The sequence below is a fragment of the Streptomyces nanhaiensis genome, assembly GCF_046614825.1.
Classification (GTDB): domain Bacteria; phylum Actinomycetota; class Actinomycetes; order Streptomycetales; family Streptomycetaceae; genus Streptomyces; species Streptomyces radiopugnans.
Window position 1 is genome coordinate 14,116 of record NZ_JBKJFM010000041.1, and the last position, 23,765, is coordinate 37,880.

A 23,765-nucleotide genomic window follows, 5' to 3' on the forward strand; every position below is an offset into this window, starting at 1 on the left:
CTGTCGTCCCTCCATGTTACGGGCCCGGCGCCGGTGTACGGGGCCCGGCGGCTCCCCGCGGTCCCCGATCCGCCCCGCGCGCGGCCGTGGACCGCGTGCGCGTCCGCCCGGTGCCGCCGCGGCGACCGCCCGCCGACCGGGAGCTTCGCCCGTACCGGGGTGCGGGCCGCGGCTCTCCCGCGAGGGCGGTGCCGAGTGCGGTGTGACGTGCGGCACTCCCGCCCGCGCCGCGCGAGCGCACGGCGGCCCCGGGGGAGGCGGCGCCGAACGAGGCGCCTGCGGGCGGCCGCCTCAGAACATGCTCAGCAGGGCCTCGGCCGGGTCCGGCGGCTTGGGCTCACCGTCCTGGGGCAGGGCGAGCTCGAACCAGACCGTCTTCCCCCGCGGGGTGCGGCGGCTGCCCCAGCCCGAGGAGAGCAGGTCGACCAGTTGCAGGCCGCGACCGCCCTCGTCGGTGTCGCGGGCGCGGCGGCGGCGGGGCTGGACGAGCCCGGAGTCCCACACCTCGCAGACCAGGGTGCGGTCCAGCAGCAGGCGCACCCGTATCTCTCCCCCCGGTCCGCGGCCGGCCGCGGACGCCCCCGGCTCCGCGGAGGAGATCCCCACTCCGTGGCGCAGGGCGTTGGTGACCAGCTCGCTGACGAGCAGCTCGGTGGTGTCGGTGAGATCGTCCAGCTCCCATGCGGCGAGCTGGCGGCGGGCCAGGTCACGCGCGCGGGCGACCGAACGGGGCTCGGCCGGCAGCCGCCAGTCGCCCACCGACCCGGCGGGCAGCCCCTGGATCCGGGCCAGCAGCAGGGCGATGTCGTCCTCGCCGTGGTGGGTCTCCAGCGTGCCCAGCACCTCGTCGCAGACGTCCTCCAGCGGGCGGTCGGGACCCGACAGGGTGGTGCGCAGCGCCTGGAGCCCCTCGTCCAGGGACTGGTGGCGGGACTCGACCAGGCCGTCGGTGTAGAGCGCGAGCAGGGCGCCGTCCGGCAGCTCGACCTCGGTCTCCTCGAACGGCTCGCCGCCCACGCCCAGCGGCACGCCCTTGGGGACCTCCAGCAGCAGTGCGGACTGCTCGCCGCCGTCGTCGCGCGGCTCGACCAGTACGGGCGGCAGATGCCCGGCGTTGGCGAAGGTGCAGCGGCGGGTGACGGGGTCGTAGACGGCGTAGACGCAGGTCGCCAGATACACCTCGGAGAGGTCCGCGGCCCGTCCGGACTGGTCGCCGCGGCCGCCGCGGGAGGCGCCCAGCCCCTGGGCGATCTCGTCCAACGCGCCCAGCACCTCGGCCGGTTCCAGGTCCAGCAGGGCCAGGGTGCGCACCGCGGTGCGCAGTTCGCCCATGGCCACGGCCGCGCGCAGACCGCGGCCCATCACGTCGCCGACCACCAGGGCGGTGCGGTGTCCGGGCAGTTCGATGACGTCGAACCAGTCGCCGCCCACCTCGCTGGCCGTGCTGCCCGGCAGATAGCGGCAGGCGATGTCGAGTCCGGCGGCCTCGGGGTCGTCCGGGGGCAGCAGGCTGCGCTGGAGTATGAGCGCGCGCTCGTGCTCCCTGCGGTACAGCCGCGCGTTGTCGACGCACACGGCCGCGCGGGCGGCCAGCTCCGCGCCGAGGGCGGCGTCCCGCTCGCCGAAGGGCTCGCTGCCCTTGGTGCGGGAGAACTGCACCAGCCCGAGCACCCGGCCGCGCGCGACCATCGGCACGGCGAGGGTGGACCGCACCAGGGTGCCCGTGGCGCGCTGGACGCGGGCTGTGCGCAGCGCGTCGGCGTACGGGGAGCCGGCGGGGTAGCGGTGGATGCTGCCCGGTTCGACGTGGTCCGGATCGGGGGCGCCGCCCGTGTGATGGCCGAGGGTGATGGGGCCGTCGGAGACGGCGCTGGCGAAGGCCACGCGCCGCAGCGGACGGGTGCCCTCCAGTCCCTCCACCGGCCGGGGGTCCTCTCCGGAGAACAACTCGGGGTACAGGTCCACGGAGGCCAGGTCGCAGAACTGGGGCACGGCCACGTCGAGGAGTTCGCGGGCGGTGGTGTCCAGATCGAGGGAGTTGCCTATCCGGGCCCCGGCGGCGTTCAGCAGCGCCAGGGCCCGGCGTACGTCGTCGGGCTTTCCCGCCTCGGCCGGAATGTCGCTCAACGCCGCCCCTTCCTGTTCCGGTCCAGCATCCCCCCGGGCGCAGTCCGCCCGGAACCCGCTGGTCCCGCCCACCGCACGGTTTCCGCCACTTCCGGCGGGACCCGGGCCAGTCCCGTTCCCTCTCTCTCCTAACCAGGCGGAGTCCGCTCGAACCACGCGCCTTGGCGGCGTGGCCGTCCCCGACCGGGCCCGGCGGCGGCACCGCGGCTGGGAGCGGAGGCGCGCGATGTGGCGTGGCGTAATTTTTCCGGTGCGTTGGACACAGCGTCAAGGCGCAGGTGAGGCCGCTGTTCCGGTGTCCGGAAATGGGATCGAGCCCATCGCCGTCACGGCAGGCTCAGTTCGAACCACACGGTCTTGCCGATCGGGCCGTGGCGGGTCCCCCAGCGGCGCGCCCCGCGGGCGACGAGCTGGATGCCGCGCCCGCCCTCGTCGTCCACGGCGGCGTTGCGCTCGCGGGGCGGGGCGGGCAGCGGGTCGGAGACCTCCACCAGCAGGGAGGTGCCGCGCACCATCCGCACGCCGATGGGCCCGTGGGCGTGGCGCAGGGCGTTGGTGACCAGCTCGCTGACGAGCAGCACGGTGTCGTCGGCCAGCACCTCCAGCCCCCAGCCGCGCAGGACGCCGCGGACGGCGTCGCGGGCCCGGCGCGCGGCGTACGTCTCGGCGGGGAAGGTCCAGGAGGCGGAGCTGCCCTCGGGGAGACCGCCGAGCCGGGCCAGCAGCAGCGCGACGTCGTCCACCGAGCCCGTCGGGCCCGTCGGGCCCGCGGAACGCGCCGGGTCGGCGGGACCGGAGGGGGCGGCGCCCCGGCCGTCCGGCCCGGCGCCCTGGTCCATGTCACCGAGCACCCGGTCGCAGACGTCCTCCAGGAAAGGCTGGGCGGGCAGGCCGGCGAGCAGGGACATCAGGCGGTCCAGCCCCTCGGTGATGTCCTCGCCGCGGTGCTCGATCAGCCCGTCGGTGTAGAGCACGAGGACCGATCCGTCCTCCACCTCCAGGCTCACGGGCTCGAACTCCACCCCGCCGACGCCCAGCGGGGCACCCGAGGGCGCCTCGACCGCGGTGACGTCCCAGCCGCCGCCCCGGCCGGTCAGCAGCAGCGGCGGCACGTGACCGGCGATGGCGAGGGTGCACTGGCGGGTGGAGGGGTCGTAGACGGCGTAGACGCAGGTGGCCATCAGGGGTTCGTCGGGGCCCTGGGCGAGGTCGTCGGCCAGGTCGTTGACGCGGCGCAGCAGTTCGTCGGGGGGCAGGTCGAGCGCCGCCAGGGTGCGCACGGCCGTGCGCAGCTGCCCCATGGTGGCCGCGGCGCGCAGCCCGTGGCCCATCACGTCGCCGACGACGAAGGCGACCCGGCCGCCCGCCAGGGGGATCACGTCGAACCAGTCGCCGCCCGCCTCGGCCTCGGCCTCGGCGTGGCTGCCCCCGGGAACGTAGCGGTAGGCGATCTGCACGCCGGGGGGCGAGGGCACCTGCTGGGGCATCAGGCTGCGCTGGAGCATCAGGGCACTCTCGCGCTCGCGGGCGTAGAGGCGGGCGTTGTCCAGGCTGATGCCGGCGCGCCCGGCCAGTTCCATCGCCAGCGCGAGGTCGTCGCGGTCGAAGGCGGCGCGGCCCTCGGCGCGGTTGAGCAGCAGCAGCCCCAGGACGGTGCCCCGGGCGCGCAGCGGGACGACCATCAGGGAGTGGATGTCCAGGTCGAGGGCGGCCTGGACCTTGGGGTCGCCCGGATAGGAGGCGCAGACCAGTTCCTCGCGGGACATCACCAGGTGGGGGACGGCCGAGTTGAGCACGCTCTCGAAGATCGACCCCCTCTCCAGCGCGATGTCCTGACCGACCCTCAGCATCCGCTCCACCACCGGGCCGCGGTCCTTGGCCGCGGCGCCGAGCTGGAGCAGCGGGGCGCCGGGCGGGCGGCCGGCGCGGGGCAGTTCGCCGCCGTGGGCGACGGCGCCGTAGAGCATCACGCTCGAGTAGTCGGCGAAGCGCGGGACGAGGGCGCCGGCCAGCGTCCTGGCGATCCTGGGGACGTCGAGCAGATCGCCGAGGGCAACGCCGACGTCGTCCAGGAGCTTCAGCCGCTGCCGGGCGCGCTCGATCTTCTCCATCGCGTCACGCCGCTCGGTGACGTCCATCACCGTGGAGCTGACACCGAGGACGCGTCCGTCGGGGCTGGTGAGCCTGCCGTACGAGACCGAGCGCCAGCCGTGCCCGTCGGGCGCGGCCAGGACGGTGTCCACCACGGGGCGGCCGGTCCTCAGCACGAGGGACTGGATCTGGGCGAGGGTGTCGGCCATGGCCTGCGGCAGGACCTCGTGGACGGTCCTGCCGAGGGTCTCGTGGACCGGTTTCCCGTTGAGCCGGGCCAGCGCCTCGTTGGCGCGGACGTAGCGGCGCTCGGTGTCGAAGACGGCGATGCCGAGCGGGGAGGTGGCGAAGAGTGCGTCGAGTGCGGCGAGGTCCTGTTCGACGGCGCGCAGCCGGGAGGTCTCGACGATGTTGGCCAGAACGAACGGTTTGCGCTCGGGCGGCCTGAGCAGGGAGGCGCGGCCCTCGACCTCCACGGTGTGCCCGTCACGGTGGCGGACACGGAGTTTTCCGCGCCAGTACCCGTCCTCCCCGAGGGCCCGGTAGATCTCGCCGGGCGGGACGGGGGCGCCCGAGGACGCCTCGACGGGGTCCTCGGTGAGGTAGCCGCCGTAGTAGCGGCCGACCATGGCCTCGGCGGGCCATCCGAGGATCTCCTCGACCGTGGGGCTCCACAGCGCGATGTAGCCGTCGGTGTCGAACATGACGACACCGACGCGCAGGGTGTCGAGCAGCGAGGTGGTCACGCCCTCGACCGCGCCGTGGAATGCCTTGGGTGGGTCGTTCACGCCGTCCTCGTCCACGCTCGGGCCCTCGCCCGGGCGCACACCCGGGCACTTTGGGACTGTTTGTCCGTATACCCGATTGTGCATTGGGTCAGGCGTGATCACCGCCTCCGCGGCGCATGCGCTCGACCAGGTAGCGCCGCTCTCCCGCCCTCCCGTCCGCCCCTTCCGCTCCGGCGCCGCCCACCCGGTGCCCGCTCAGCCGCTCGGCCATGCTCTGGGCCTCGGCCCGGGTGGCATAGCGGCCGACGCGGTAGCGGTTGCCGTTCGGATCCTGCCGTATGACCATCCAGGGGAGCACGGTCCTGCTCTCACTCATCGCGCGCCCCTCCCGCCCGGCGCCCCGCGCCGTGCGACTTCCCCCAGCGATCCACCGGTCTGCATATGCCCGAGCCTACGCCCGGGCCTCACTCAGCGCATTCGTGTTGGCACAATGCGGCATGGTTTCGGCCATGTGTACGAGTGGCCGCGGTATCCGGAGGGGCGCGCGGGAGCGCCTCAGCGCACGGGGAGGTGGTACACCGCGTGGTGGCGGTCCGCGGGCACGACCACGTCCGCGGTCTCCACAGGGCGCCCGCCGGCGCGGTACGTCCGTTCGATCACCAGCACGGTGTGCCCCGGCACCCCGCCCAGCGCGAGCATCTCCTCCGCCAGGCCGGGACGGGCTCCGACCTCCTCCAGCACGTTGTCCACGACGATGTCGATGGCCGCCATCCGCTCGACCACCCCCCGTCCGCCGAGCGGCCCCTCCTCCGGCAGCATCACGGGGGTGCGCCCGGTGATGGCCAGCGGCTCCCAGGAGGTGGAGAGCATCGAGGGCTCCCCGTCGACACGGAACAGGTAGCGGGTGCGCATCACCCGTTCCCCCTCCTTGATCCGCAGCCGTTCGGCGATCACCGGGCCCGCCTCCTCCTGGTCGCTGTGCGACTCCCAGGTGCCCGACACCCGTTCGTCGGCCTGCTCCTGGCGGAAGGGGCCGACCTCGCCGGCCGGCCGGTAGCCGGTGCGGATCACCCTGCGCGGCACGGGCCGCTCGCGCACGTACGTCCCCGACCCGGAGCGGCCCTCGACCAGCCCCTCGGCCATCAGCACCTTGCGGGCCTCCAGCGCGACGGTGTCCGAGACGCCGTACTCCGCGCGGATACGGGCCTGCGACGGGAGCCGGGTGCGCGGCGGAAGCGTGCCGTCGGCGATCTTCCGGCGGAGATCTCCGGCCACACGCAGATATGCGGGCTGCTCACCGAAAGGCACATGTCCTCCCAACGGCTTGACGGTGTGCAACAGCTTGGCAACGGAAGGTTGTACGCCGCAACAATCGGCCAGGGTTTCACCCGATGTGATGAAGTGCTGCTCAGAGCAGGTTTCGAGCACGAACCTGCCCCCACGGCGAGGCCGTGGGGGCAGGGGTTGTGCAGGGGGCTGTGCAGGGGCGGCGCATGGTCGGTGCCTGGCCGGCGCACGGCCGGTCAGGGCCGCCGCGGACCTGCCTCACCCGGGCTCAGAACTGCAGCGCCCAGGAGTTGATGTAGCCGGTGTCCCACGAGGCGTTGTCGCTGACCCGCAGCTTCCAGGTCCCGTTCGCGGTCTCCGAGGAGGCGTTGACGGTGTAGGTGCCGATCACGTTGTCGGCGCTGCCGCCCGTCCCGTAGCCCTTGATGCGGTAGGCGCTGCCGTCGGGGGCGACCAGGTCGATCTGCAGGTCGCCGATGTAGGTGTGCCGGATGTCGATCTCGACCTTCAGGTCGGAGGGGGCGTTGCCGCTGACGCCCGAGACGGTGATCGGGGACTCCACGGTGGAGTGGTCGCGGATCGGGTAGTCGGTGGTGTTCTCGAAGCGGCTGCCCGGGTCACCGGGGTCGCCCGGGTCGCCCGCGCCCACGTTCAGCAGCTTGTTCGGGGAACCGCTGCCGGGGCTGGAGATCGCGCCGGTGACGGCCGCGGAGTCCAGGCCGGCCGCGACCTGGGACGGGGTGGCGCCGGGGTTGTCCCCCAGGTACAGCGCGGCGGCGCCGGCGACGTGCGGAGCGGCCATCGACGTACCGGAGATGGTGTTGGTGGCGCTGTCCGAGGTGTGCCAGGTGGAGGTGATGGACGAGCCCGGCGCGAAGATGTCCAGGATGCTGCCGTAGTTGGAGAAGGACGAGCGCGCGTCGGAGCTGGTGGTGGAGCCGACGGTGAGGGCCTCGGCGACCCGGGCGGGCGAGGACGTGGAAGCGTTGGTGTTGGAGTTGCCCGCGGCCACGGCGTAGGTGACGCCGGAGGCGATGGAGTTGCGCACGGCGGTGTCGAGGGTGGAGTTGGCGCCGCCGCCCAGGCTCATGTTGGCCACCGCGGGCTTGACGGCGTTCCGCGTCACCCAGTCGACGCCCGCGACCACGCCGGAGATGGTGCCGGAACCGTTGTTGTCCAGCACGCGCACGGCGACGATCCTCGCCTTCTTGGCGACGCCGTGGGACGTGCCCGCGACGGTGCCGGCGACGTGGGTGCCGTGGCCGTTGCCGTCCTGCGCGACGTTGTCGCCGTCCACGGCGTCGTAGCCGTTCACGGCCCGGCCGCCGAAGTCGCTGTGGCTGATCCGCACGCCGGTGTCGATGATGTAGGCGTTCACACCCTGACCGGCGGAGTCCGGATAGGTGTAGCGGCTGTCCAGCGGCAGGGCCCGCTGGTCGATCCGGTCCAGGCCCCAGGACGGCGGGTTGGTCTGGGTGCCGGCGATGGAGACCTTCTGGTCCTGCGCCACCGCGTCCACCGACGGGTCGGCGGCGAGCCTCTTCGCCTCGGCCTCGGTCAGCCGGACCGCGTAGCCGTTGAGCGCCTCGCGGTAGGTGCGCTTGATGGTGGCGCCGTACTTCTCCACCAGTGACTTGCCCTTGGAGGAACCGGCGTCGGCCGCGTCCTCGTCGAGGGTCACGATGTAGCTGCCCTTGATCGCTCCGGGGGCGCCGGCGTTCTGGATCACGCCCTCGGCGGGCGGAGCGGCCACGGCGGCCGCCACGGGCACGAAACCGATGGCCAGGGCCGCGGCGGTGACCGCGGCCACTCGGGCACGTCTGCGTCGGGTGGGACGCATCGCTGCCATGGGGGGTCCTCCTCCTGTGGGGTGCGCTACTGAGGGAATGCGCATGAGCATGACAAATCAAGCACCCGGAGGTGCGGGGTTCCGGAACGATTCGCCGCTCGAAAGATTCGCCTATCCATAGGAAAGACACAAGGGTGCGTGCACAAAGACACGTACATGTCACGCGCCGTCAACATGTTTCCGGCCACGGCGCTCGGACGCCCGGTCCGGTTCGGCTCGGTCCGCACCGCTCCGTCCCGTCCCGCACCGCCGGGCCGGACAAGGCAGCGCAGGGCAGCACGGCGCAGGGCAGCGCGGCGCAGGGCTCGGCGGTTGTATCCGCTTTGTATGGGCGCCCCCTTCAATCGCCCCGTCACCGACCACAAGGGGAAGCCCATGCAGAGACGTTCCCGCCGGATACTCGCGGCCGCGAGCGCGGTCGCCGCCCTCGCGGCCACGGCTCCCGCAGCCGTCGCGACACCTCAGGAGAGCTCGCCGGACGCCGTGCAGACCCTGTCCCGGCCCAACTTCAAGATGCCGTTCCTCTGCGGCCAGGTCTGGCGCGGCAGCAACTGGAGCGGACACAGCCCGGCCCACTCGATCGACTGGAACCACTACGACGCGAACGGAAACCCGGACGACTTCAAGCGCCGGGTGTTCGCCAGCGCCGGCGGCACCGTCCTCTCCTCCCACTACTCCACCACCACCGGCTACGGCAACACCATCGTGATCGGGCACGGGGACGGCTGGCGGACGCGCTACGCGCACCTGTACAACCGCGAGGTCAGCAAGGGCGACAAGGTCAGCGCCGGCCAGCTGATCGGCCGGGTCGGCAAGTCGTCCGCCACGTACAGCCTCTCCCCGCACCTGCACTACGAGCAGATCCACAACGGGGCGGTCGTCACCGCGGTCGTGCAGGGGGTCGGCTACCCCGACTACACGACGCGCTACCAGACGAGCACCAACAGGTGCTGACCTGACGCCCGCGCCGTGACGGGCGGCCGGGCCACCGCACCTCCCGGCCCCCGCTCCGCGGGGCGTGCCGTCCCCGGCGCCGGGGACGGCACGCCCCGCGGAACGCGTCAGCGCGGCGAACGCAGCTTCGCGTCCACGAGTTCGGCCTGGTCGCACGCCTCGAGCCGGCGCCACGTGGACAGGGAGCGGTGGAAGTAGCGCCTGGCGGTCTGCTCCCGGCCCGTCGCCCGGTGGAGTTCGCCCAGCAGGCACGCGACGCGCGCCTCCGCCCGGCGGTCGCCGAGCTGCCGCTGCACGGCGAGCGCGTCCACCAGCAGCACCGACGCCTGGCCCGCGTCGCCCTGTCGCAGGCACAGCTCCCCGATGCTCTGCTGCACATAGGCCGCGCAGTGCGTGTCGGCGAGTTCGTCGAAGATGCCGAGCGCGTGCTCCAGTTCGGCCCGCGCGGCGTGCGGTTCGCCGCGCAGCTCGTGCAGCACCGCGATCCGGCGGCGCACCTGCGCCTCCCGGTGCCGGTCGCCGATGCCGCGGGACAGCTCCAGGGCGCCGTCGAGCCACGGCGCCGCGGCGTCCGGGTCCCGGCGCTCCAGCCACACCGAGGCGATCGCGTTGTGGGCGACGGCCTCCCCGTGCCGGTCGCCCGCCCCGCCGAAACCGCGCAGCGCGTCGGTGAACGCCTTCAGGGCGGCGCCGAGATCGCCCACGACCCGGTGCACGGAACCGGCCCCCACCGCGGCGACAGCCTCGCCCGAGGGATGCCCCAGCCCGGCGAAGAGGGCGCGCGAGGTGTCGAACGACGCGAGGGCGTCGGCGTACCGGTCCTGGTAGAGGTGGAGCTGGCCCAGGTTGCGCAGCAGCGCCGCGGCCCGGGCGCCGGCCGGTTCCGGCATCGCGTCGAGCACCAGCCGGTGCGTCCGCAGCCAGTCGCCGTAGTAGCCGCGCATGTCGAAGAAGCCCGCCAGCTCGATGGCCAGATCTGCGGCCCGGGAGACGTGGCCGAGCCGCAGCGCCGACTCCACCGCCCGGACGAGGAGCCGGCGCTCGGTCTCGAACCATTCGACGGCCCGGGTGCGCACCGCGTGCACGACCGCGGCGGCCGGCCCGGTCGGCCAGACCGGTTCACCGAGCACACCGAGGAAGCGGGTGGGCATGGCCGAGTTCGCGCAGCGGGCGAGCGCGATCAGGGCGTCGACGACCTGCAGCCGGCGCCGCAGGAGCACGTCCGCGCCGTCCTCCTCGGCCAGCTCCCGGGCGTAGCAGCGCAGCAGGTCGTGCATCCGGTAGCGCTGCAGCCCCAGCCGGTCGGTGCCCACCACCTCGACCAGGTGCTCGTCGGCCAGCGTCTCCAGCTCCCCGGCGGCCCCGTCGGGGCGGCCCATCGCCACCGCGACGAGCCAGCCGGGCACCGCGTCGCCGGTCAGGTGCCCGAAGGCCCGGAAGGCCGTCGCCGCCTGCTCGGGCAGATGGCGGTAGCTCAGCTCCGCGCTCGCCCGCACCTCCATCTCGCCCGTCTGGAGCTGGTCCAGCCGTCCGCGCTCGTCGTGCAGGAAGTCGGCCAGCGTGCCGACGCTCCACCCCGGCCGGTTGGCCAGCCGGGAGCCGGCGATCCGTACGGCCAGCGGCAGCGAGCCGCAGCCTGCGAGCACCCGGTCGGCGTCGCTCCCCTCGCGGCGCAGCCGCTCCTCCCCCACGATCGCGCCGAGGAGCGCACGGGCCTCGTCGCGCCTCATCACGCCGATGGGGAAGTGGTGCGCGGGCAGCCCCGGCATCCGGCGGCGCGAGGTGACGAGCACCGCCGACCCGCCGGTCCCCGGGAGCAGCGGACGCACCTGCGCGCCGCCCGCCGCGTCGTCGAGGACGACGAGGAACCGGCGCTGTGCCATGCGCGAGCGCAGCAGCGCCGCCCGCTCGGCCGGTTCGCCGGGGACGGCGCTGTCGATGACGCCGAGCCCCCGCAGCATCTCGGCCAGGACGTCGGCCGGCTCGCGCGGCCGGTCGCTCATCCCGCCCAGGTCCACGAAGAGCTGGCCGTCGGGGAAGGCGTGGCGCACCCGGTGCGCCGCATGGACCGCCAGGGTCGTCTTCCCCGAGCCCGGCGGGCCCGACAGGACGGCGACGACCGGCTGCCGTCCGGCCGCCGACAGCAGCCCCTCCAGCGCGGCGACCTCCTCGGACCGGCCGGTGAAGTCCGGCACGTCCATCGGAAGCTGGCACACCGGCTCGGCCGGCACGGGCCGGCGCCGGCCCGTGTAGCCGTTGACCTCCTGCCCGGTGCGGCGCAGGGAGGCGCCCGGTTCGACGCCGAGTTCGGCAGCCAGGGTCCGCTCGGCCTCGGCGTACGCGGCCCTGGCCTGCGCGGTGCGGCCCGATCCGTGCAGCGCCCGCACCAGCATCTGCCACAGGTCCTCCCGTAACGGGTCCTCGGCGAGACGGGCGCGCAGCTCCGCGACCAGCGGCGCGTACTCGCCCATGCGCAACCGCACTTCGAGGCACTCGCCGACCGCGGCCGACCGCGCCTCCTCGGCCCTGGCGATCACCGGATCCCACACCACGCTGGACGGTACGTCCTGCAGCACACTGCCGCGCCAGAGACCGAGGGCCGACTCGTAGCGGCGCAGCGCCGCGTCGTCGTCGCCGCGGTCGCGCTCCGCGCGGGCCCGCTCCAGCCGCTGTTCGAAGAGCGACATGTCGATGTCGCCGGGCGCGGCGTCGAACGCGTACCCCGACGGCCGGGTGCGCAGTCCGCCGGTGGCGATCCCCGCCTCCGACAGGGCGCGGCGGAGCGTGCGCACGTAGGTGCGGACGTTGGCGACGGCGGAACGGGGAGCACCGCCGGGCCACAGGACCTCGACCAGCATGTCGAGCGAGACGAAGGCCCCCGGCTGCAGCAGCAGCGTGGCGAGGACCGCCCTCGGCTTGGGGCCCCCGATACGGATCTCGGCCCCCCGCGCCCCTACCCTCAGCGGCCCCAGCACCCCGAAAGTCGGATCCCCCATCCACGCGCCTTTCACGACGGTCCGTGGCTCCGGGCACAGCGTACTGGCGTACGGGGGCATCAGACAGGGCCCTGCGGAACGCCGCTCTCCGCGGCGAACGCCGGCCGTCGCGCGGATGTCGTGCGGGTGCCGCGCGGGTTTCGCCGGGCAGCCGCGCGGACCGCCGGCGGCGGCCGGGACGTCCGCGTCCCTGAAGGGCACGGGGTGCGCGGAAGGAGACGGGAAGGGGCCAGACCCCTGGGCCCGGCCCCTGGACCGCGGGTTCCCCGCCCCCGCCCGGCTTTCGGCCGATCGGGGAACCGGCCGTCAGACGTTGAAGCGGAACTCCACCACGTCGCCGTCGCGCATCACGTAGTCCTTGCCCTCCATACGGGCCTTGCCGCGGGCGCGGGCCTCGGCCACCGAGCCCGCCTCGACCAGGTCCTCGAAGGAGATCACCTCGGCCTTGATGAAGCCCTTCTGGAAGTCGGTGTGGATCACGCCGGCCGCCTCGGGGGCCGTGGCGCCCTTCTTGATCGTCCAGGCGCGGGCCTCCTTCGGGCCCGCCGTCAGGTACGTCTGGAGGCCGAGGGTGTCGAAGCCGACGCGGGCGAGGGTGGCCAGGCCCGGCTCCTCCTGGCCCACCGACTGGAGCAGTTCCAGGGCCTCGTCCTCCTCCAGCTCGGCGAGGTCGGACTCCAGCTTGGCGTTGAGGAAGATCGCCTCGGCGGGGGCGACCAGCTTGCGCTGCTCCTCCTTGAAGGCCTCGTCGGTCAGCTCCTCCTCGTCAACGTTGAAGACGTAGAGGAAGGGCTTGGTGGTGAGCAGGTGCAGGTCGTGCAGGAGCTCGGCCCGCTCGGAGCCCTGGACGATGCCGGCCGAGAACAGCGTGCGGCCCTCGTCCAGGATGGCCTTGGCCTCCTCGACGGCCTTGACCTTGGGCTGGACGTCCTTCTTGATCCGGGACTCCTTCTGGAGCCTGGGCAGGACCTTCTCGATGGTCTGGATGTCGGCGAGGATCAGCTCGGTGTCGATCGTCTCGATGTCGTCCTTCGGCGAGACCCGGCCGTCGACGTGGACCACGTTCTCGTCGTCGAAGGCGCGGATGACCTGGCAGATCGCGTCCGACTCGCGGATGTTCGCCAGGAACTTGTTGCCCAGCCCCTCGCCCTCGCTCGCGCCGCGCACGATGCCGGCGATGTCGACGAAGTCGACGGTCGCGGGCAGGACGCGCTGGGAGCCGAAGATCTCCGCGAGCCGGGCGAGCCGGGCGTCGGGGACGCCGACGACGCCGACGTTCGGCTCGATGGTGGCGAACGGGTAGTTGGCCGCCAGGACGTCGTTCTTGGTCAGGGCGTTGAAAAGGGTCGACTTGCCGACGTTGGGCAGGCCGACGATTCCGATCGTGAGCGACACGTGGCGACTTCCCGTAGCGAGAGGATCTTGGTGGACCGGCCCGGATGGGGGCCGATCCACCAGTCTACGGGCACCCCAAAGGGCGGCCCTGGCGTGTCCGTCCCGGGCTCCGGGCCGGTTCCCGGCCTACGTTGGTGTGGTGGAGCAACACAGTGCGCGCACCCCCCGTCTCCGTCCGCGACGCCGGACGGCGCAGCCCGTCTCCCCCGAAGCCGAGGAGGGCTCGCTCCGGCACGCTCCGGCACGGCCCGCGCCGGGCCCGCCCCGCGCGGGCGCCGGGGCCGCCCGGCGCGAGTGGCCGCCGGGTGCGCGCCTGACCGGGCTCGGCTGCGGACTGCTGGCCGCGGGCGCGATGCTGCTGGCCGGCGGGCTGGACGCACTGCTGCTGGACGGCCGGCCGGCCGTCTACGGGATCTCCTTCGTACTGGTCAGCGCCGTGTGCGCGCTGTGGGTGCGACCGGCCGACCTGGCCGCCGCACCGATCGCCGCACCGATCGCGTTCACCGCCGGGCTGCTGTTCGTCAGCGGAGGCTCGGGCGGGCCGGCGGAGCGGCTGGTGGAGCTGGTGACCGCGCTGGCCGTGCACGCCGGATGGCTGTACGGGGGCACGCTGACCGCAGTGGCCGTCGCCGTCGCCCGCGGACGGGCCGGCCGCAGGACCGGCACCAGGCGTGCCGGGCCCCGCAGAGCGGGAGCGCGGAGGGCGGCGGGAACGCGGAAGCGGCCTCCGGCCCCCGCCGCCCCCGCTCGCGCGGAGGGCGGGGACCGGCCCGCCCAGCAGCCCGCCGGTTAGCCGGCGGCCTTGCGCTCGGCCTCGGCGCGCAGGTCCCGGCGCAGCTCCTTGGGGAGGGAGAAGGTCAGCTTCTCCTCCATCGGCTTGACGACCTCCACATCGCCGTAGCCGCGCTCGGCCAGCCACTCCAGGACGCCCTCGACCAGCACGTCCGGCACCGAGGCGCCCGAGGTGACGCCGACGGTGGCGACCCCCTCCAGCCACGCCTCGTCGATCTCGGAGGCGTTGTCGACCAGATGCCCGTCCTTCGCGCCCGCGCCGAGGGCGACCTCGACCAGGCGGACGGAGTTGGAGGAGTTCTTCGAGCCGACGACGATGACCAGGTCGGATTCGGCGGCGACCTGCTTGACCGCGATCTGCCGGTTCTGGGTGGCGTAGCAGATGTCGTCGCTCGGCGGGCTGACCAGGCCGGGGAAACGCTCCTTGAGCGCGTCGACCGTCTCCATCGTCTCGTCGACCGACAGCGTGGTCTGGGAGAGCCAGACGACCTTGTCCGGGTCGCGCACCTCGACGTTCTCCACGTCCCCGGGGCCGTCGACCAGCGTGATGTGGTCGGGCGCCTCTCCGCTGGTGCCGATGACCTCCTCGTGGCCCTCGTGGCCGATCAGGAGGATGTCGTAGTCCTCCTTCGCGAAGCGGACGGCCTCCTTGTGGACCTTGGTCACCAGGGGGCAGGTGGCGTCGATGGTCGCCAGCTTCCGCCGCTCGGCCTCCTCGTGGACGACCGGGGCGACCCCGTGGGCGGAGAAGATCACGATGGATCCCTCGGGCACCTCCTCGGTCTCGTCGACGAAGATCGCGCCCTTCTTGCGCAGGGTCTCCACGACGTACTTGTTGTGGACGATCTCCTTGCGCACGTAGATCGGCGCGCCGTACTGCTCCAGCGCCTTCTCGACGGCGATCACGGCGCGGTCGACGCCCGCGCAGTAGCCGCGGGGCGCGGCGAGGAGGACCCGGCGTGCGGTCGTAGCAGTCATGGGGCCATCGTACGGGCCCGGGCCGCGGGCCTTCGGCGGGGCGGAGGCTGTCGGGGGTTGCCGCTAGCCTCCTTCCATGGCTCTCAACACGTCGCCCGAGGCGCCGGTCCCCGTCGGCGAGGTGTCGCGGCTGATCGGGGGATGGATCGACCGGCTCGGCGCCGTGTGGGTCGAGGGGCAGATCACCCAGCTCTCCCGGCGCCCCGGCGCGGGGGTGGTGTTCCTGACCCTGCGCGATCCCTCCTACGACGTCTCGCTGACCGTGACCTGCTACCGCGCCGTCTTCGACAAGGTGGCGGACGTGGTGGGCGAGGGCGCCCGGATCGTGGCCCTGGGCAAGCCGGAGTGGTACGCGCCGCGCGGTCAGCTCTCCCTGCGGGTGAGCGAGATCCGGCCGGTGGGGATGGGCGAGCTGCTGGCGCGGCTGGAGCAGCTGAAGAAGTCGCTGGCGGCCGAGGGCCTGTTCGCGGCCGAGCGGAAGAAGCCGCTGCCGTTCCTGCCCGGTCTGGTCGGCCTGGTCACCGGCCGCGCCTCCGCGGCCGAGCGGGACGTGCTGGAGACGGCGCGGCAGCGCTGGCCCGCGGTCCGCTTCGCCGTGCGCAACGTGGCCGTGCAGGGCGTGCACGCGGTGGCTCAGGTGATCGACGCGGTGCGGGAGCTGGACGCCGATCCGGAGGTGGACGTGATCATCGTGGCCCGGGGCGGCGGCAGCGTGGAGGACCTGCTGCCCTTCTCCGACGAGCGCCTGGTGCGTACGGTGGCCGACTGCGCCACCCCGGTCGTCTCGGCCATCGGGCACGAGCCGGACACCCCCCTGCTGGACCTGGTCGCCGACCTGCGCTCCCGTACGCCCACCCACGCCGCCAAGGACGTCGTGCCGGACGTGCGCGAGGAGCTGGACCGGGTGCGGCAGCTGCGCGAGCGGGCGCTGCGGGCGGTCGAGGGGATGCTGGAACGGCAGGAGCGGGGGCTGGCGGACACCATGAGCCGCCCGGTGATGGCCCGGCCGCACGCGATGGTGGCCGAGCGCGAGGAGCAGGTCGCGGCGGTGCTCGACCGCGCCCGGCGGACGTTCGGGCATCTGCTGGCGCGGGCCGAGGCGGAGCTGGAGCACACCGCCGCCCGGGTCGTCGCCCTCTCCCCCGCCGCGACGCTCGCGCGCGGCTACGCGGTGCTGCAGCGGGCCGACGGGAGCGCGGTGCGGGCGGCGCGGGAGGTGGCCGACGGCGAGCGGCTGCGCGCCCGGGTGGCCGACGGCGAGCTGACGGTGGTCGCACGGCGCGGCGAGGACGGGTGACGGGTGAGGGAGCCGCGCTGTCAGGCCCCGGGCCTAGGCTGAGGCCCATGGAAGACACGAGCACGGGCACCCCGCCGGCCGGGGAGATGGGCTACGAGCAGGCGCGCGACGAGCTGGTCGCCGTGGTCCGCCGCCTGGAGGCGGGCGGCTCCACGCTGGAGGAGTCGCTGGCCCTGTGGGAGCGGGGCGAGGAGCTGGCCGCGGTCTGCCGCCGCTGGCTGGAGGGCGCCCGTGCGCGGCTGGACGCGGTGCTGGCCGAGGACGGGCAGGGGCCGGCGGACGACACGGGAGCCGCGGACGGCCGGGAGTGACGGGGACGGTCCCGGCCCGCCGCCGGGACCGGCTCGCCTGGCCGGCCTGATCTGCCTGGTCCGCCCGCCCGGTCTGCGAGGACGCCGTGGCCGCCGCGGCCGCCGTCCGAGGCGCGCGGCGGGCCGCCGGACTTCCGGTCCGGCGGCCCGTCCCCGCTCAGTCCTTCCCGGGCGCCCCGGTCTCCAGGGGCTCGCCGGACTCCACCGCCCGCTCCGGGTCCCCGACCCGCTCCGGGTCCTCGGCCCGCTCCGCCTCCAGCGCGGCGGCCAGCCGCGCGAGGCTGTCGAAGGGCGCCGTGCCCGTCACCACCGTGGTCACCCCGGCCTCCCGCCGGACCAGCGCGTCGTACTTGGCGCCCTCGTAGCGCTCCCACTCCTGGCCGCCGACCGTCTGGGTGCGGTCGGCCGGCTCCGCCCCGTGGGTGACGCTCCTGATGAACTTCTCCGGGTCGCCGTCGCTCTGCCCGACGGCCGCGTACTGGTCGTCCGGGTCCATGAAGCCCAGGCGCCACACGGCCCCGAGGTCGCTCTGCCGCTTGTAGTCCACCGAGGTGGCGCGCCAGGTGTCCGGCAGCCCCACGGGAGCCGCCACCGGATACGGCGCCGCGCGCCGCGCCGTGACCAGCTCGACGTCGTAGCTGATCGGGCGCACCGGGTCGAGCGAGTCGTCGTGCGGGACGAGCAGGTACACGAACCCCGCGCCCAGAAGGATCACCAGCAACGACAGCACCATGTCCCGGGCCGTCTGCCTACCGCGCTTGTTCTCCGTGCTTGCCACGGTTCCATCGTCCCCCATGCCCGTTTCGGCCCGGACCACCACCCCCTTTCCGCTCATCCGTGGGGCACTCTGCTCACTTTGCCACTGCTCCGGATAGGGTCGAAGGCACCCTCAACACTTCGGCCGTCGCGTTCGGACGCCGTACAGACGTGCAGAAAGGTGCGTCACGATGACCGATCACAACCACCTTCCCTCCCCGCTCGAAGTAAGCCCCGAGGCACCCGACCGCAACCTCGCCCTCGAACTCGTCCGCGTGACCGAGGCGGGCGCCATGGCATCGGGCCGCTGGGTCGGCCGCGGCGACAAGAACGGCGCGGACGGGGCGGCCGTCCGCGCCATGCGCACCCTGGTCTCCACCGTCTCGATGAACGGCGTCGTCGTCATCGGCGAGGGGGAGAAGGACGAGGCCCCGATGCTCTACAACGGCGAGCGCGTGGGCGACGGGACCGGCCCGGAGTGCGACGTGGCCGTGGACCCGGTGGACGGCACGACGCTGACCGCCAAGGGCATGGGCAACGCGGTGTCGGTGCTGGCCGTGGCCGAGCGCGGCTCGATGTTCGACCCGTCGGCCGTGTTCTACATGGACAAGCTCGTCACCGGTCCGGAGGCGGCCGAGTTCGTCGACATCACCGCCCCGCCCTCGGTCAACATCCGCAGGGTCGCCAAGGCCAAGGGCGGCGCGCCGGAGGACGTCACCGTCGTCATCCTCGACCGGCCGCGCCACGACGGCATCGTCAAGGAGGTCAGGGAGTCCGGCGCCCGGATCAAGTTCATCTCCGACGGCGACGTGGCCGGCGCGATCATGGCCGCCCGCGAGGGCACGGGCGTCGATCTGCTGCTGGGCATCGGCGGTACGCCGGAGGGCATCATCGCCGCCTGCGCGATCAAGTGCCTGGGCGGTGTGATCCAGGGCCGGCTGTGGCCCAAGGACGACGAGGAGCGGCGCAGGGCGCTCGACGCGGGCCACGACCTGGACCGGGTCCTGACCACCGACGACCTGGTCAGCGGCGACAACGTGTTCTTCGTCGCCACCGGCATCACCGACGGCGACCTGCTGCGGGGGGTGCGCTACCGCGCGGAGACGGCCACCACCCAGTCCCTGGTGATGCGGTCGAGGTCCGGCACCATCCGCCAGATCGACTCCACCCACAAGCTGTCGAAGCTGCGCGCCTACAGCGCCATCGACTTCGACCGGGCCCGCTGAGACACGGGCGCGGAAGGTCCCGGGGCCGGCCGGAAGGCGGAGCCGGCGCCGGGACCGGTACCGGGGCGGGAGCCGGGAACGGCGGGAACGGCGGGGAGCTGTCAGGCGATGCGGGGCACCTGTGCGGACTGCCCCAGGTCGGCGTCGCGGCGACGGCGGCGGGCGAGCATCACTCTGCGCTCGGCCGCGGTCAACCCGCCCCACACCCCGTACGGTTCGGGCTGGAGCAGCGCGTGCTCGCGGCACTCGACGAGCACCGGGCAGCGTGCGCAGACCCGCTTGGCCGCCTGCTCGCGCGAAAGGCGGGCCGCCGTGGGCTCCTTGGAGGGCGCGAAGAACAGACCGGCCTCGTCCCTGCGGCAGACCGCCTCGGAGTGCCACGGTCCGGTTTGCTCGCGCGAGGAGGTGCGCTGAACGGGGACGACGGCGGCCTGCGGAGACTGATGCGGCGTTTGCAGCACGGTCCACTCCTGACGACGGCTACGGCTGTTCGATCTTTCGATTGAGTCACCCTGACCCGCCTTGCTGCGCACGGCAGTTCGCGCTGCGGCCGTACGAGAGACGATGCATCGGCTCTACCCACTGTGCGCACGCTTATGCATACGGTGGCGTACGGCCGGACGGGCCCGCCGCGCGCCCGTCCGGCGGGCCCGTCGGGGCCACGGCCGCCGTGTGCGCAGCGTGACATGCGGCGGACCGGGCCGGCGCGTGGATCCGGCGCACCGTCAGTCCACGATGCGCACCGGAAGCGGACGCATTGCCTCCCGCAAATCCTTGGCGAGCACCGCGAACTCGTCCCGCCGCGCCGTTCCCGCCCGCATCGCCAGGCCGATCCGCCGCGAGGGAGCGGGGTCGGCGAAGCACGCGGTCGCCAGCAGTTCGTTGCGCTCGGTCTCCACGTGCAGCGAGGTGCGCGGCAGCAGCGTCACGCCCAGTCCGCCCGCGACGAGCTGGACCAGGGTGGACAGACCCGCCGCGCTCGTGGTGGCAGGCACCCCTTCGGTCCGCCCGGCCTCGCGGCACACGTCCAGGGCCTGCTGGCGCAGACAGTGCCCCTCGTCCAGGAGCAGCAGCTCCAGGCCGCGCAGCGTCTCGCGGGGCAGGCCGTCCCGGCCGGCCAGTTCGTGTCCGCCCGGAGTCACCAGCACGAAGTCCTCGTCGAACAACGGCACCGTCTCCACCCCGCCGGCGCCCGCGGTCTGCGGCGCGCCGGGCGGCACCGCGAGCAGCAGCAGGTCGAGCCGTCCGGCCACCAGGCCGTCGAGCAGCGAGGCGGTCTGCTCCTCGTGCACCTGCAGGTCCAGTGCCGGATAGCGATCGTGAACGAGCCTCAGGACCGTCGGCAGCAGGTAGGGGGCGCAGGTCGGGATCACCCCCAGTCGCAGCGCGCCCGTGAAGGGCGCACGCGCCGCCTCCGCCTCCTCCAGCAGCTCCTCCACCGCGTCCAGCACTGTCCGGGCTCTGGACGCCAGGCGCTCACCCGCCGGGGAGAGCAGTACTCTTCGCGTCGTACGCTCCAGCAGCCTCACCCCCAGTGACTCCTCCAGCGCCGCGACGGCACCCGACAGGGCCGGCTGGCTCATCCCGATCTCCGCGGCGGCCTCCCGGAAGTGGAGGTTGTCCGCCACGGCGGTGAACGCCCGCAGCTGGGACAGCGTGGGCTGACGGGTCCGCCGGCCGTGCGGTGCCGGCCCCTGGTGGGGGCGCCCGCGGGACTCCTGGCGCGGCCTGTGCGCCGACAGGGTCACTGATAACCACCTCCGATCAATGCGAGTGAGTCTAGCTATTTCTGTGATCAATGTTGGCTATGGCAGTGTGGATCGCGTCCAACCCTCAGGAAAGCCCTGTTCCGGGGCGTTTCCACGCAACAAGGAGCGAGCGTGCTCACTGTCGGTGACAAGTTCCCCGAGTTCGATCTGACCGCCTGTGTGGACCTCGACGCCGACAAGGCGTTCGAGCAGATCAACCACAAGACGTACGAGGGCAAGTGGAAGGTCGTCTTCTTCTGGCCGAAGGACTTCACCTTCGTCTGCCCGACCGAGATCGCCGCCTTCGGCAAGCTGAACGACGAGTTCGCCGACCGCGACGCCCAGATCCTCGGCGTCTCGGGCGACTCGGAGTTCGTGCACCACGCCTGGCGCAAGGACCACGCCGACCTGCGCGACCTGCCCTTCCCGATGCTGGCCGACCCCAAGCACGAGCTGATGCGGGCCTGCGGCGTCGAGGGCGAGGACGGCTACGCCCAGCGCGCCGTCTTCATCGTCGACCAGAACAACGAGATCCAGTTCACCATGGTGACCGCCGGTTCCGTCGGCCGTAACCCCAAGGAGGTCCTGCGGGTCCTGGACGCCCTGCAGACCGACGAGCTGTGCCCCTGCAACTGGTCCAAGGGCGAGGAGACCCTCGACCCGGTCAAGCTGCTCGCGGGCGAGTGAGGACCGGGACGACGACATGGCTCTCGACGACCTGAAGTCGGCCCTGCCCGGCTACGCCAAGGACCTCAAGCTCAACCTCGGCTCGGTGATAGGGAACTCCGACCTGCCCCGGCAGCAGCTGTGGGGCACGGTGCTGGCCTGCGCGATCGCCTCGCGCTCGCCGAAGGTGCTCACCGAGCTGGAGCCGGAGGCGAAGGCCAACCTCTCCCCCGAGGCCTACACCGCCGCCAAGGCCGCCGCGGCCGTCATGGCGATGAACAACGTCTTCTACCGCACCCGGCACCTGCTGTCGGACCCGGAGTACGGCACCCTGCGCGCGGGCCTGCGGATGAACGTCATCGGCAACCCGGGCGTGGACAAGGCCGACTTCGAGCTGTGGTCGCTGGCCGTCTCCGCGGTCAACGGCTGCGGGCAGTGCCTGGACTCCCACGAGCAGGTGCTCCGCAAGGCCGGTGTGGACCGCGAGACGATCCAGGAGGCATTCAAGATCGCCTCCGTCCTCCAGGCCGTCGGCACGGTGCTGGACGCCGAGGCCACGCTGGCCGGGGCGCAGGCCGATGCCCCGGCCGCCGAGGCCGCCGCGGTCTGACGGACCGCCGGAAACCCTCGTTCGCGCGCACGGCCCCCCGAGGACCGGCGCGCAGACGGACGGGCCCGCACCACCCGGGGTGCGGGCCCGTCCGGCCGTTCCGCGGCCGCCCGGCCGGAACCGGCCCACCGCGGCCGCGCTACGGCATGGGCAGCTCGAACCAGACCACCTTGCCGGTGCTCAGCCGGGTCGCGCCCCAGCGCCGGGCGAGCCGGTTGACCAGGTACAGGCCCCGGCCGCCCTCGTCCGTGGCCCTGGCCTGCCGCAGCCTGGGAAGCTGCGGCACGTCGTCCCCGACCTCGCAGCGCAGCACGTCGGTGCGCAGCAGCCGCAACGTGATGGGCCGCTCGGCGTAGCGGACGGCGTTGGTGACCACCTCGCTGACCAGCAGCTCCACGGAGTCCGTCAGGTCCGCCAGCTCCCAGCGCTCCAGCGCCCGCCGGGCCAGGCGGCGGGCCTGCCGCGCGGTCTGGGCCCGCGGGTCGAGGTACCAGTAGGCGACGTCGCTGGGCGGGATGCCGTCGAAGCGGGCGGCCAGCAGAGCGATGTCGTCGTCCCGGTCGCCGGGGCCGAGGATGTCCAGCACCTCGTCGCACAAAGGCTCCAGCGGAGGCGGGGTGTCGGGGCGGGTCAGCCCCGCGGTGTCGGTGAGCTTCTCGCGCAGCTGCTCGATGCCGGTCCACACGTCCCGGTGGCGCGACTCCACCAGTCCGTCGGTGTAGAGCAGCAGCGTGGCGCCGGCCGGGGCGTCCAGCTCCACCGCCTCGAAGTCCACGCCCCCCACCCCGATGGGCGCCCCGGCCGGGATGCGCAGCACCTCGGCGTGGCCGTCGCGGTGCAGCATCACCGGCGGCGGGTGCCCGGCGTTGGCCACCACGATCCGGTGGGCCACGGGGTCGTAGACGGCGTACAGGCAGGTCGCCATGCGGTCGCTGCCCAGCCGCTGGGCCTGCTCGTCGAGGTGGTGCAGCACCTCCTGCGGCGGCAGGTCGAGCCCGGCCAGGGTCTGGGCGGTGGTGCGCAGCTGGCCCATGATCGCCGCGGAGGTCATGGAGTGCCCCATGACGTCCCCGACGACCAGGGCCACCCGGCCACCGGGCAGCGGTATCGCGTCGTACCAGTCGCCGCCCACCCGGGCGGTCTCGGCCGCCGGCAGGTAGCGGCTGGCCAGCGTCACCCCGGTGGGCTGGGGGAGCTCGTCGGGGAGCATGGTGCGCTGCAGCTCGTCGGCGATGTACGCCTCGCGCCCGTAGAGCACCGCCTTGTCCACGCCCAGCGCGGTGTGCGTGGCAAGCTGCGCGGCCACCAGCAGGTCGTCGCCCTCGAAGGCGGCACGGTCCGGGCGGCGCAGGAACACCGCCGCCCCGATGACCCGGCGGCGCCCGCGCAGCGGGGCGAGGATCGCCCGGCGCCCGGCCGGGATCTCGCGGGCGGGGCCGAGCAGTTCCGGCAGCGCCTCGCGGACGGTGGGCGCGTCGCCGAAGACCGGGCGCACCCCGCGCAGCACCTCGGCCAGCGGGCCTCCGCCGCGCACCTCGATCAGCTCCGGTGTCCCGCTCGCCGCGCCCTCCGGCTGAGGGGCGAGCAGGGGCAGCGGGAACTCCCCGGTGTCGGAGGGGTCGGCGTCGGCGGGCGCCGGGGCGGCGTAGTCGGGCAGCCGGTCGGTGCGGCGCAGCCGCAGCAGGAAGGGCCCGGTGGGCCGCTCGTCCCCCACCGGCAGCGGATCGCGCAGATAGACCAGGATCGCGTCCGAGAACGCCGGGACGCTGGCCCGGCACAGCCCGAGCACGGTCTCGTCCAGATCGACGCCGCGTGCGATCCGCCGGGTGGCGGCTCCCACGAAGCGCAGCCGGTCGCCCCCGCGCCGCTCCCGCTCGGCCCGCTCGTCGGGCTCCTCCGCGCCGGGGTGCCCGGCCGCCACCGGCCCGGCGTCCCGGCCGGCGGGCTCGTCGCC

19 protein-coding genes are annotated in these 23,765 nt (G+C 73.7%); 7 read left to right on the forward strand and 12 right to left on the reverse strand.

The window, feature by feature from the left end; translation table 11 throughout:
* Positions 1–291: 291 nt before the first annotated feature.
* The 5 genes from ACLIYP_RS12250 to ACLIYP_RS12270 form a co-directional block, all read right to left on the reverse strand.
* Positions 292–2,127, reverse strand: coding sequence for an ATP-binding SpoIIE family protein phosphatase (locus tag ACLIYP_RS12250; protein ID WP_412713166.1), 1,836 nt, complete (start codon positions 2,125–2,127; stop codon positions 292–294).
* 326 nt (positions 2,128–2,453) lie between these two features.
* Positions 2,454–5,006, reverse strand: coding sequence for a SpoIIE family protein phosphatase (locus ACLIYP_RS12255; RefSeq protein WP_412713167.1), 2,553 nt, complete (start codon positions 5,004–5,006; stop codon positions 2,454–2,456).
* A gap of 88 nt (positions 5,007–5,094) precedes the next feature.
* Positions 5,095–5,322: an SPOR domain-containing protein gene (locus ACLIYP_RS12260; RefSeq protein WP_412713168.1), complete on the reverse strand. Its 228-nt coding sequence runs from the start codon at positions 5,320–5,322 to the stop codon at positions 5,095–5,097.
* Between the two features lie 179 nt (positions 5,323–5,501).
* Positions 5,502–6,254, reverse strand: coding sequence for a GntR family transcriptional regulator (locus tag ACLIYP_RS12265; protein ID WP_412713169.1), 753 nt, complete (start codon positions 6,252–6,254; stop codon positions 5,502–5,504).
* 247 nt (positions 6,255–6,501) lie between these two features.
* A complete protein-coding gene (locus ACLIYP_RS12270) occupies positions 6,502–8,082 on the reverse strand; it encodes a S8 family peptidase (RefSeq protein ID WP_412713170.1) in 1,581 nt (526 codons plus the stop codon).
* 375 nt (positions 8,083–8,457) lie between these two features.
* On the opposite strand from ACLIYP_RS12270, the gene ACLIYP_RS12275 reads away from it, so the two are divergent.
* On the forward strand, positions 8,458–9,036 hold the full coding sequence (locus tag ACLIYP_RS12275; RefSeq protein ID WP_412713171.1) for a M23 family metallopeptidase: 579 nt from the start codon (positions 8,458–8,460) through the stop codon (positions 9,034–9,036).
* Positions 9,037–9,143: 107 nt separating this feature from the next.
* Here the strand turns inward: ACLIYP_RS12275 and ACLIYP_RS12280 are convergent, their stop codons facing one another.
* Both ACLIYP_RS12280 and ychF read right to left on the reverse strand, forming a co-directional pair.
* The gene (locus ACLIYP_RS12280; protein WP_412713172.1) at positions 9,144–12,032 is read right to left on the reverse strand and encodes an AfsR/SARP family transcriptional regulator; all 2,889 of its coding nucleotides are present in this window, start codon (positions 12,030–12,032) and stop codon (positions 9,144–9,146) included.
* Between the two features lie 306 nt (positions 12,033–12,338).
* The gene (gene ychF / locus ACLIYP_RS12285; protein ID WP_412713173.1) at positions 12,339–13,427 is read right to left on the reverse strand and encodes a redox-regulated ATPase YchF; all 1,089 of its coding nucleotides are present in this window, start codon (positions 13,425–13,427) and stop codon (positions 12,339–12,341) included.
* A gap of 139 nt (positions 13,428–13,566) precedes the next feature.
* Here ychF and ACLIYP_RS12290 point away from each other — a divergent pair, with 139 nt between their 5' ends.
* Positions 13,567–14,220: a DUF6542 domain-containing protein gene (locus tag ACLIYP_RS12290; RefSeq protein WP_412713174.1), complete on the forward strand. Its 654-nt coding sequence runs from the start codon at positions 13,567–13,569 to the stop codon at positions 14,218–14,220.
* Here ACLIYP_RS12290 and ACLIYP_RS12295 read toward each other — a convergent pair.
* The gene (locus tag ACLIYP_RS12295) at positions 14,217–15,197 is read right to left on the reverse strand and encodes a 4-hydroxy-3-methylbut-2-enyl diphosphate reductase (protein ID WP_412713175.1); all 981 of its coding nucleotides are present in this window, start codon (positions 15,195–15,197) and stop codon (positions 14,217–14,219) included. The genes ACLIYP_RS12290 and ACLIYP_RS12295 overlap by 4 nt on opposite strands.
* Positions 15,198–15,273: 76 nt before the next feature.
* Between ACLIYP_RS12295 and xseA the strand changes: the two genes are divergently transcribed.
* Together xseA and ACLIYP_RS12305 are read left to right on the forward strand one after the other, a co-directional pair.
* Positions 15,274–16,494, forward strand: coding sequence for an exodeoxyribonuclease VII large subunit (gene xseA, locus ACLIYP_RS12300; RefSeq protein ID WP_412713176.1), 1,221 nt, complete (start codon positions 15,274–15,276; stop codon positions 16,492–16,494).
* Between the two features lie 47 nt (positions 16,495–16,541).
* Positions 16,542–16,805: an exodeoxyribonuclease VII small subunit gene (locus tag ACLIYP_RS12305; protein WP_412713177.1), complete on the forward strand. Its 264-nt coding sequence runs from the start codon at positions 16,542–16,544 to the stop codon at positions 16,803–16,805.
* A gap of 157 nt (positions 16,806–16,962) precedes the next feature.
* Here the strand turns inward: ACLIYP_RS12305 and ACLIYP_RS12310 are convergent, their stop codons facing one another.
* A complete protein-coding gene (locus tag ACLIYP_RS12310) occupies positions 16,963–17,583 on the reverse strand; it encodes a DUF4245 domain-containing protein (protein ID WP_412713178.1) in 621 nt (206 codons plus the stop codon).
* Between the two features lie 169 nt (positions 17,584–17,752).
* On the opposite strand from ACLIYP_RS12310, the gene glpX reads away from it, so the two are divergent.
* Complete coding sequence (gene glpX, locus ACLIYP_RS12315; protein ID WP_412713179.1) at positions 17,753–18,787, forward strand: class II fructose-bisphosphatase; 1,035 nt, start codon at positions 17,753–17,755, stop codon at positions 18,785–18,787.
* A gap of 101 nt (positions 18,788–18,888) precedes the next feature.
* Here the strand turns inward: glpX and ACLIYP_RS12320 are convergent, their stop codons facing one another.
* The gene (locus tag ACLIYP_RS12320; RefSeq protein ID WP_093661177.1) at positions 18,889–19,248 is read right to left on the reverse strand and encodes a WhiB family transcriptional regulator; all 360 of its coding nucleotides are present in this window, start codon (positions 19,246–19,248) and stop codon (positions 18,889–18,891) included.
* A 264-nt stretch (positions 19,249–19,512) separates the two neighbouring features.
* Complete coding sequence (locus tag ACLIYP_RS12325; RefSeq protein ID WP_412713182.1) at positions 19,513–20,442, reverse strand: hydrogen peroxide-inducible genes activator; 930 nt, start codon at positions 20,440–20,442, stop codon at positions 19,513–19,515.
* Positions 20,443–20,667: 225 nt separating this feature from the next.
* On the opposite strand from ACLIYP_RS12325, the gene ACLIYP_RS12330 reads away from it, so the two are divergent.
* Both ACLIYP_RS12330 and ACLIYP_RS12335 read left to right on the forward strand, forming a co-directional pair.
* Positions 20,668–21,222 (forward strand): peroxiredoxin, encoded by a 555-nt coding sequence (locus ACLIYP_RS12330; RefSeq protein WP_093661175.1) that lies wholly within the window; start codon positions 20,668–20,670, stop codon positions 21,220–21,222.
* Positions 21,223–21,238: 16 nt separating this feature from the next.
* Positions 21,239–21,811: an alkyl hydroperoxide reductase gene (locus ACLIYP_RS12335; protein ID WP_412713180.1), complete on the forward strand. Its 573-nt coding sequence runs from the start codon at positions 21,239–21,241 to the stop codon at positions 21,809–21,811.
* Positions 21,812–21,950: 139 nt separating this feature from the next.
* On the opposite strand, the gene ACLIYP_RS12340 is transcribed toward ACLIYP_RS12335, so the two are convergent.
* On the reverse strand, positions 21,951–23,765 hold a 1,815-nt coding region (locus ACLIYP_RS12340), incomplete at its 5' end, for a SpoIIE family protein phosphatase (RefSeq protein ID WP_412713181.1).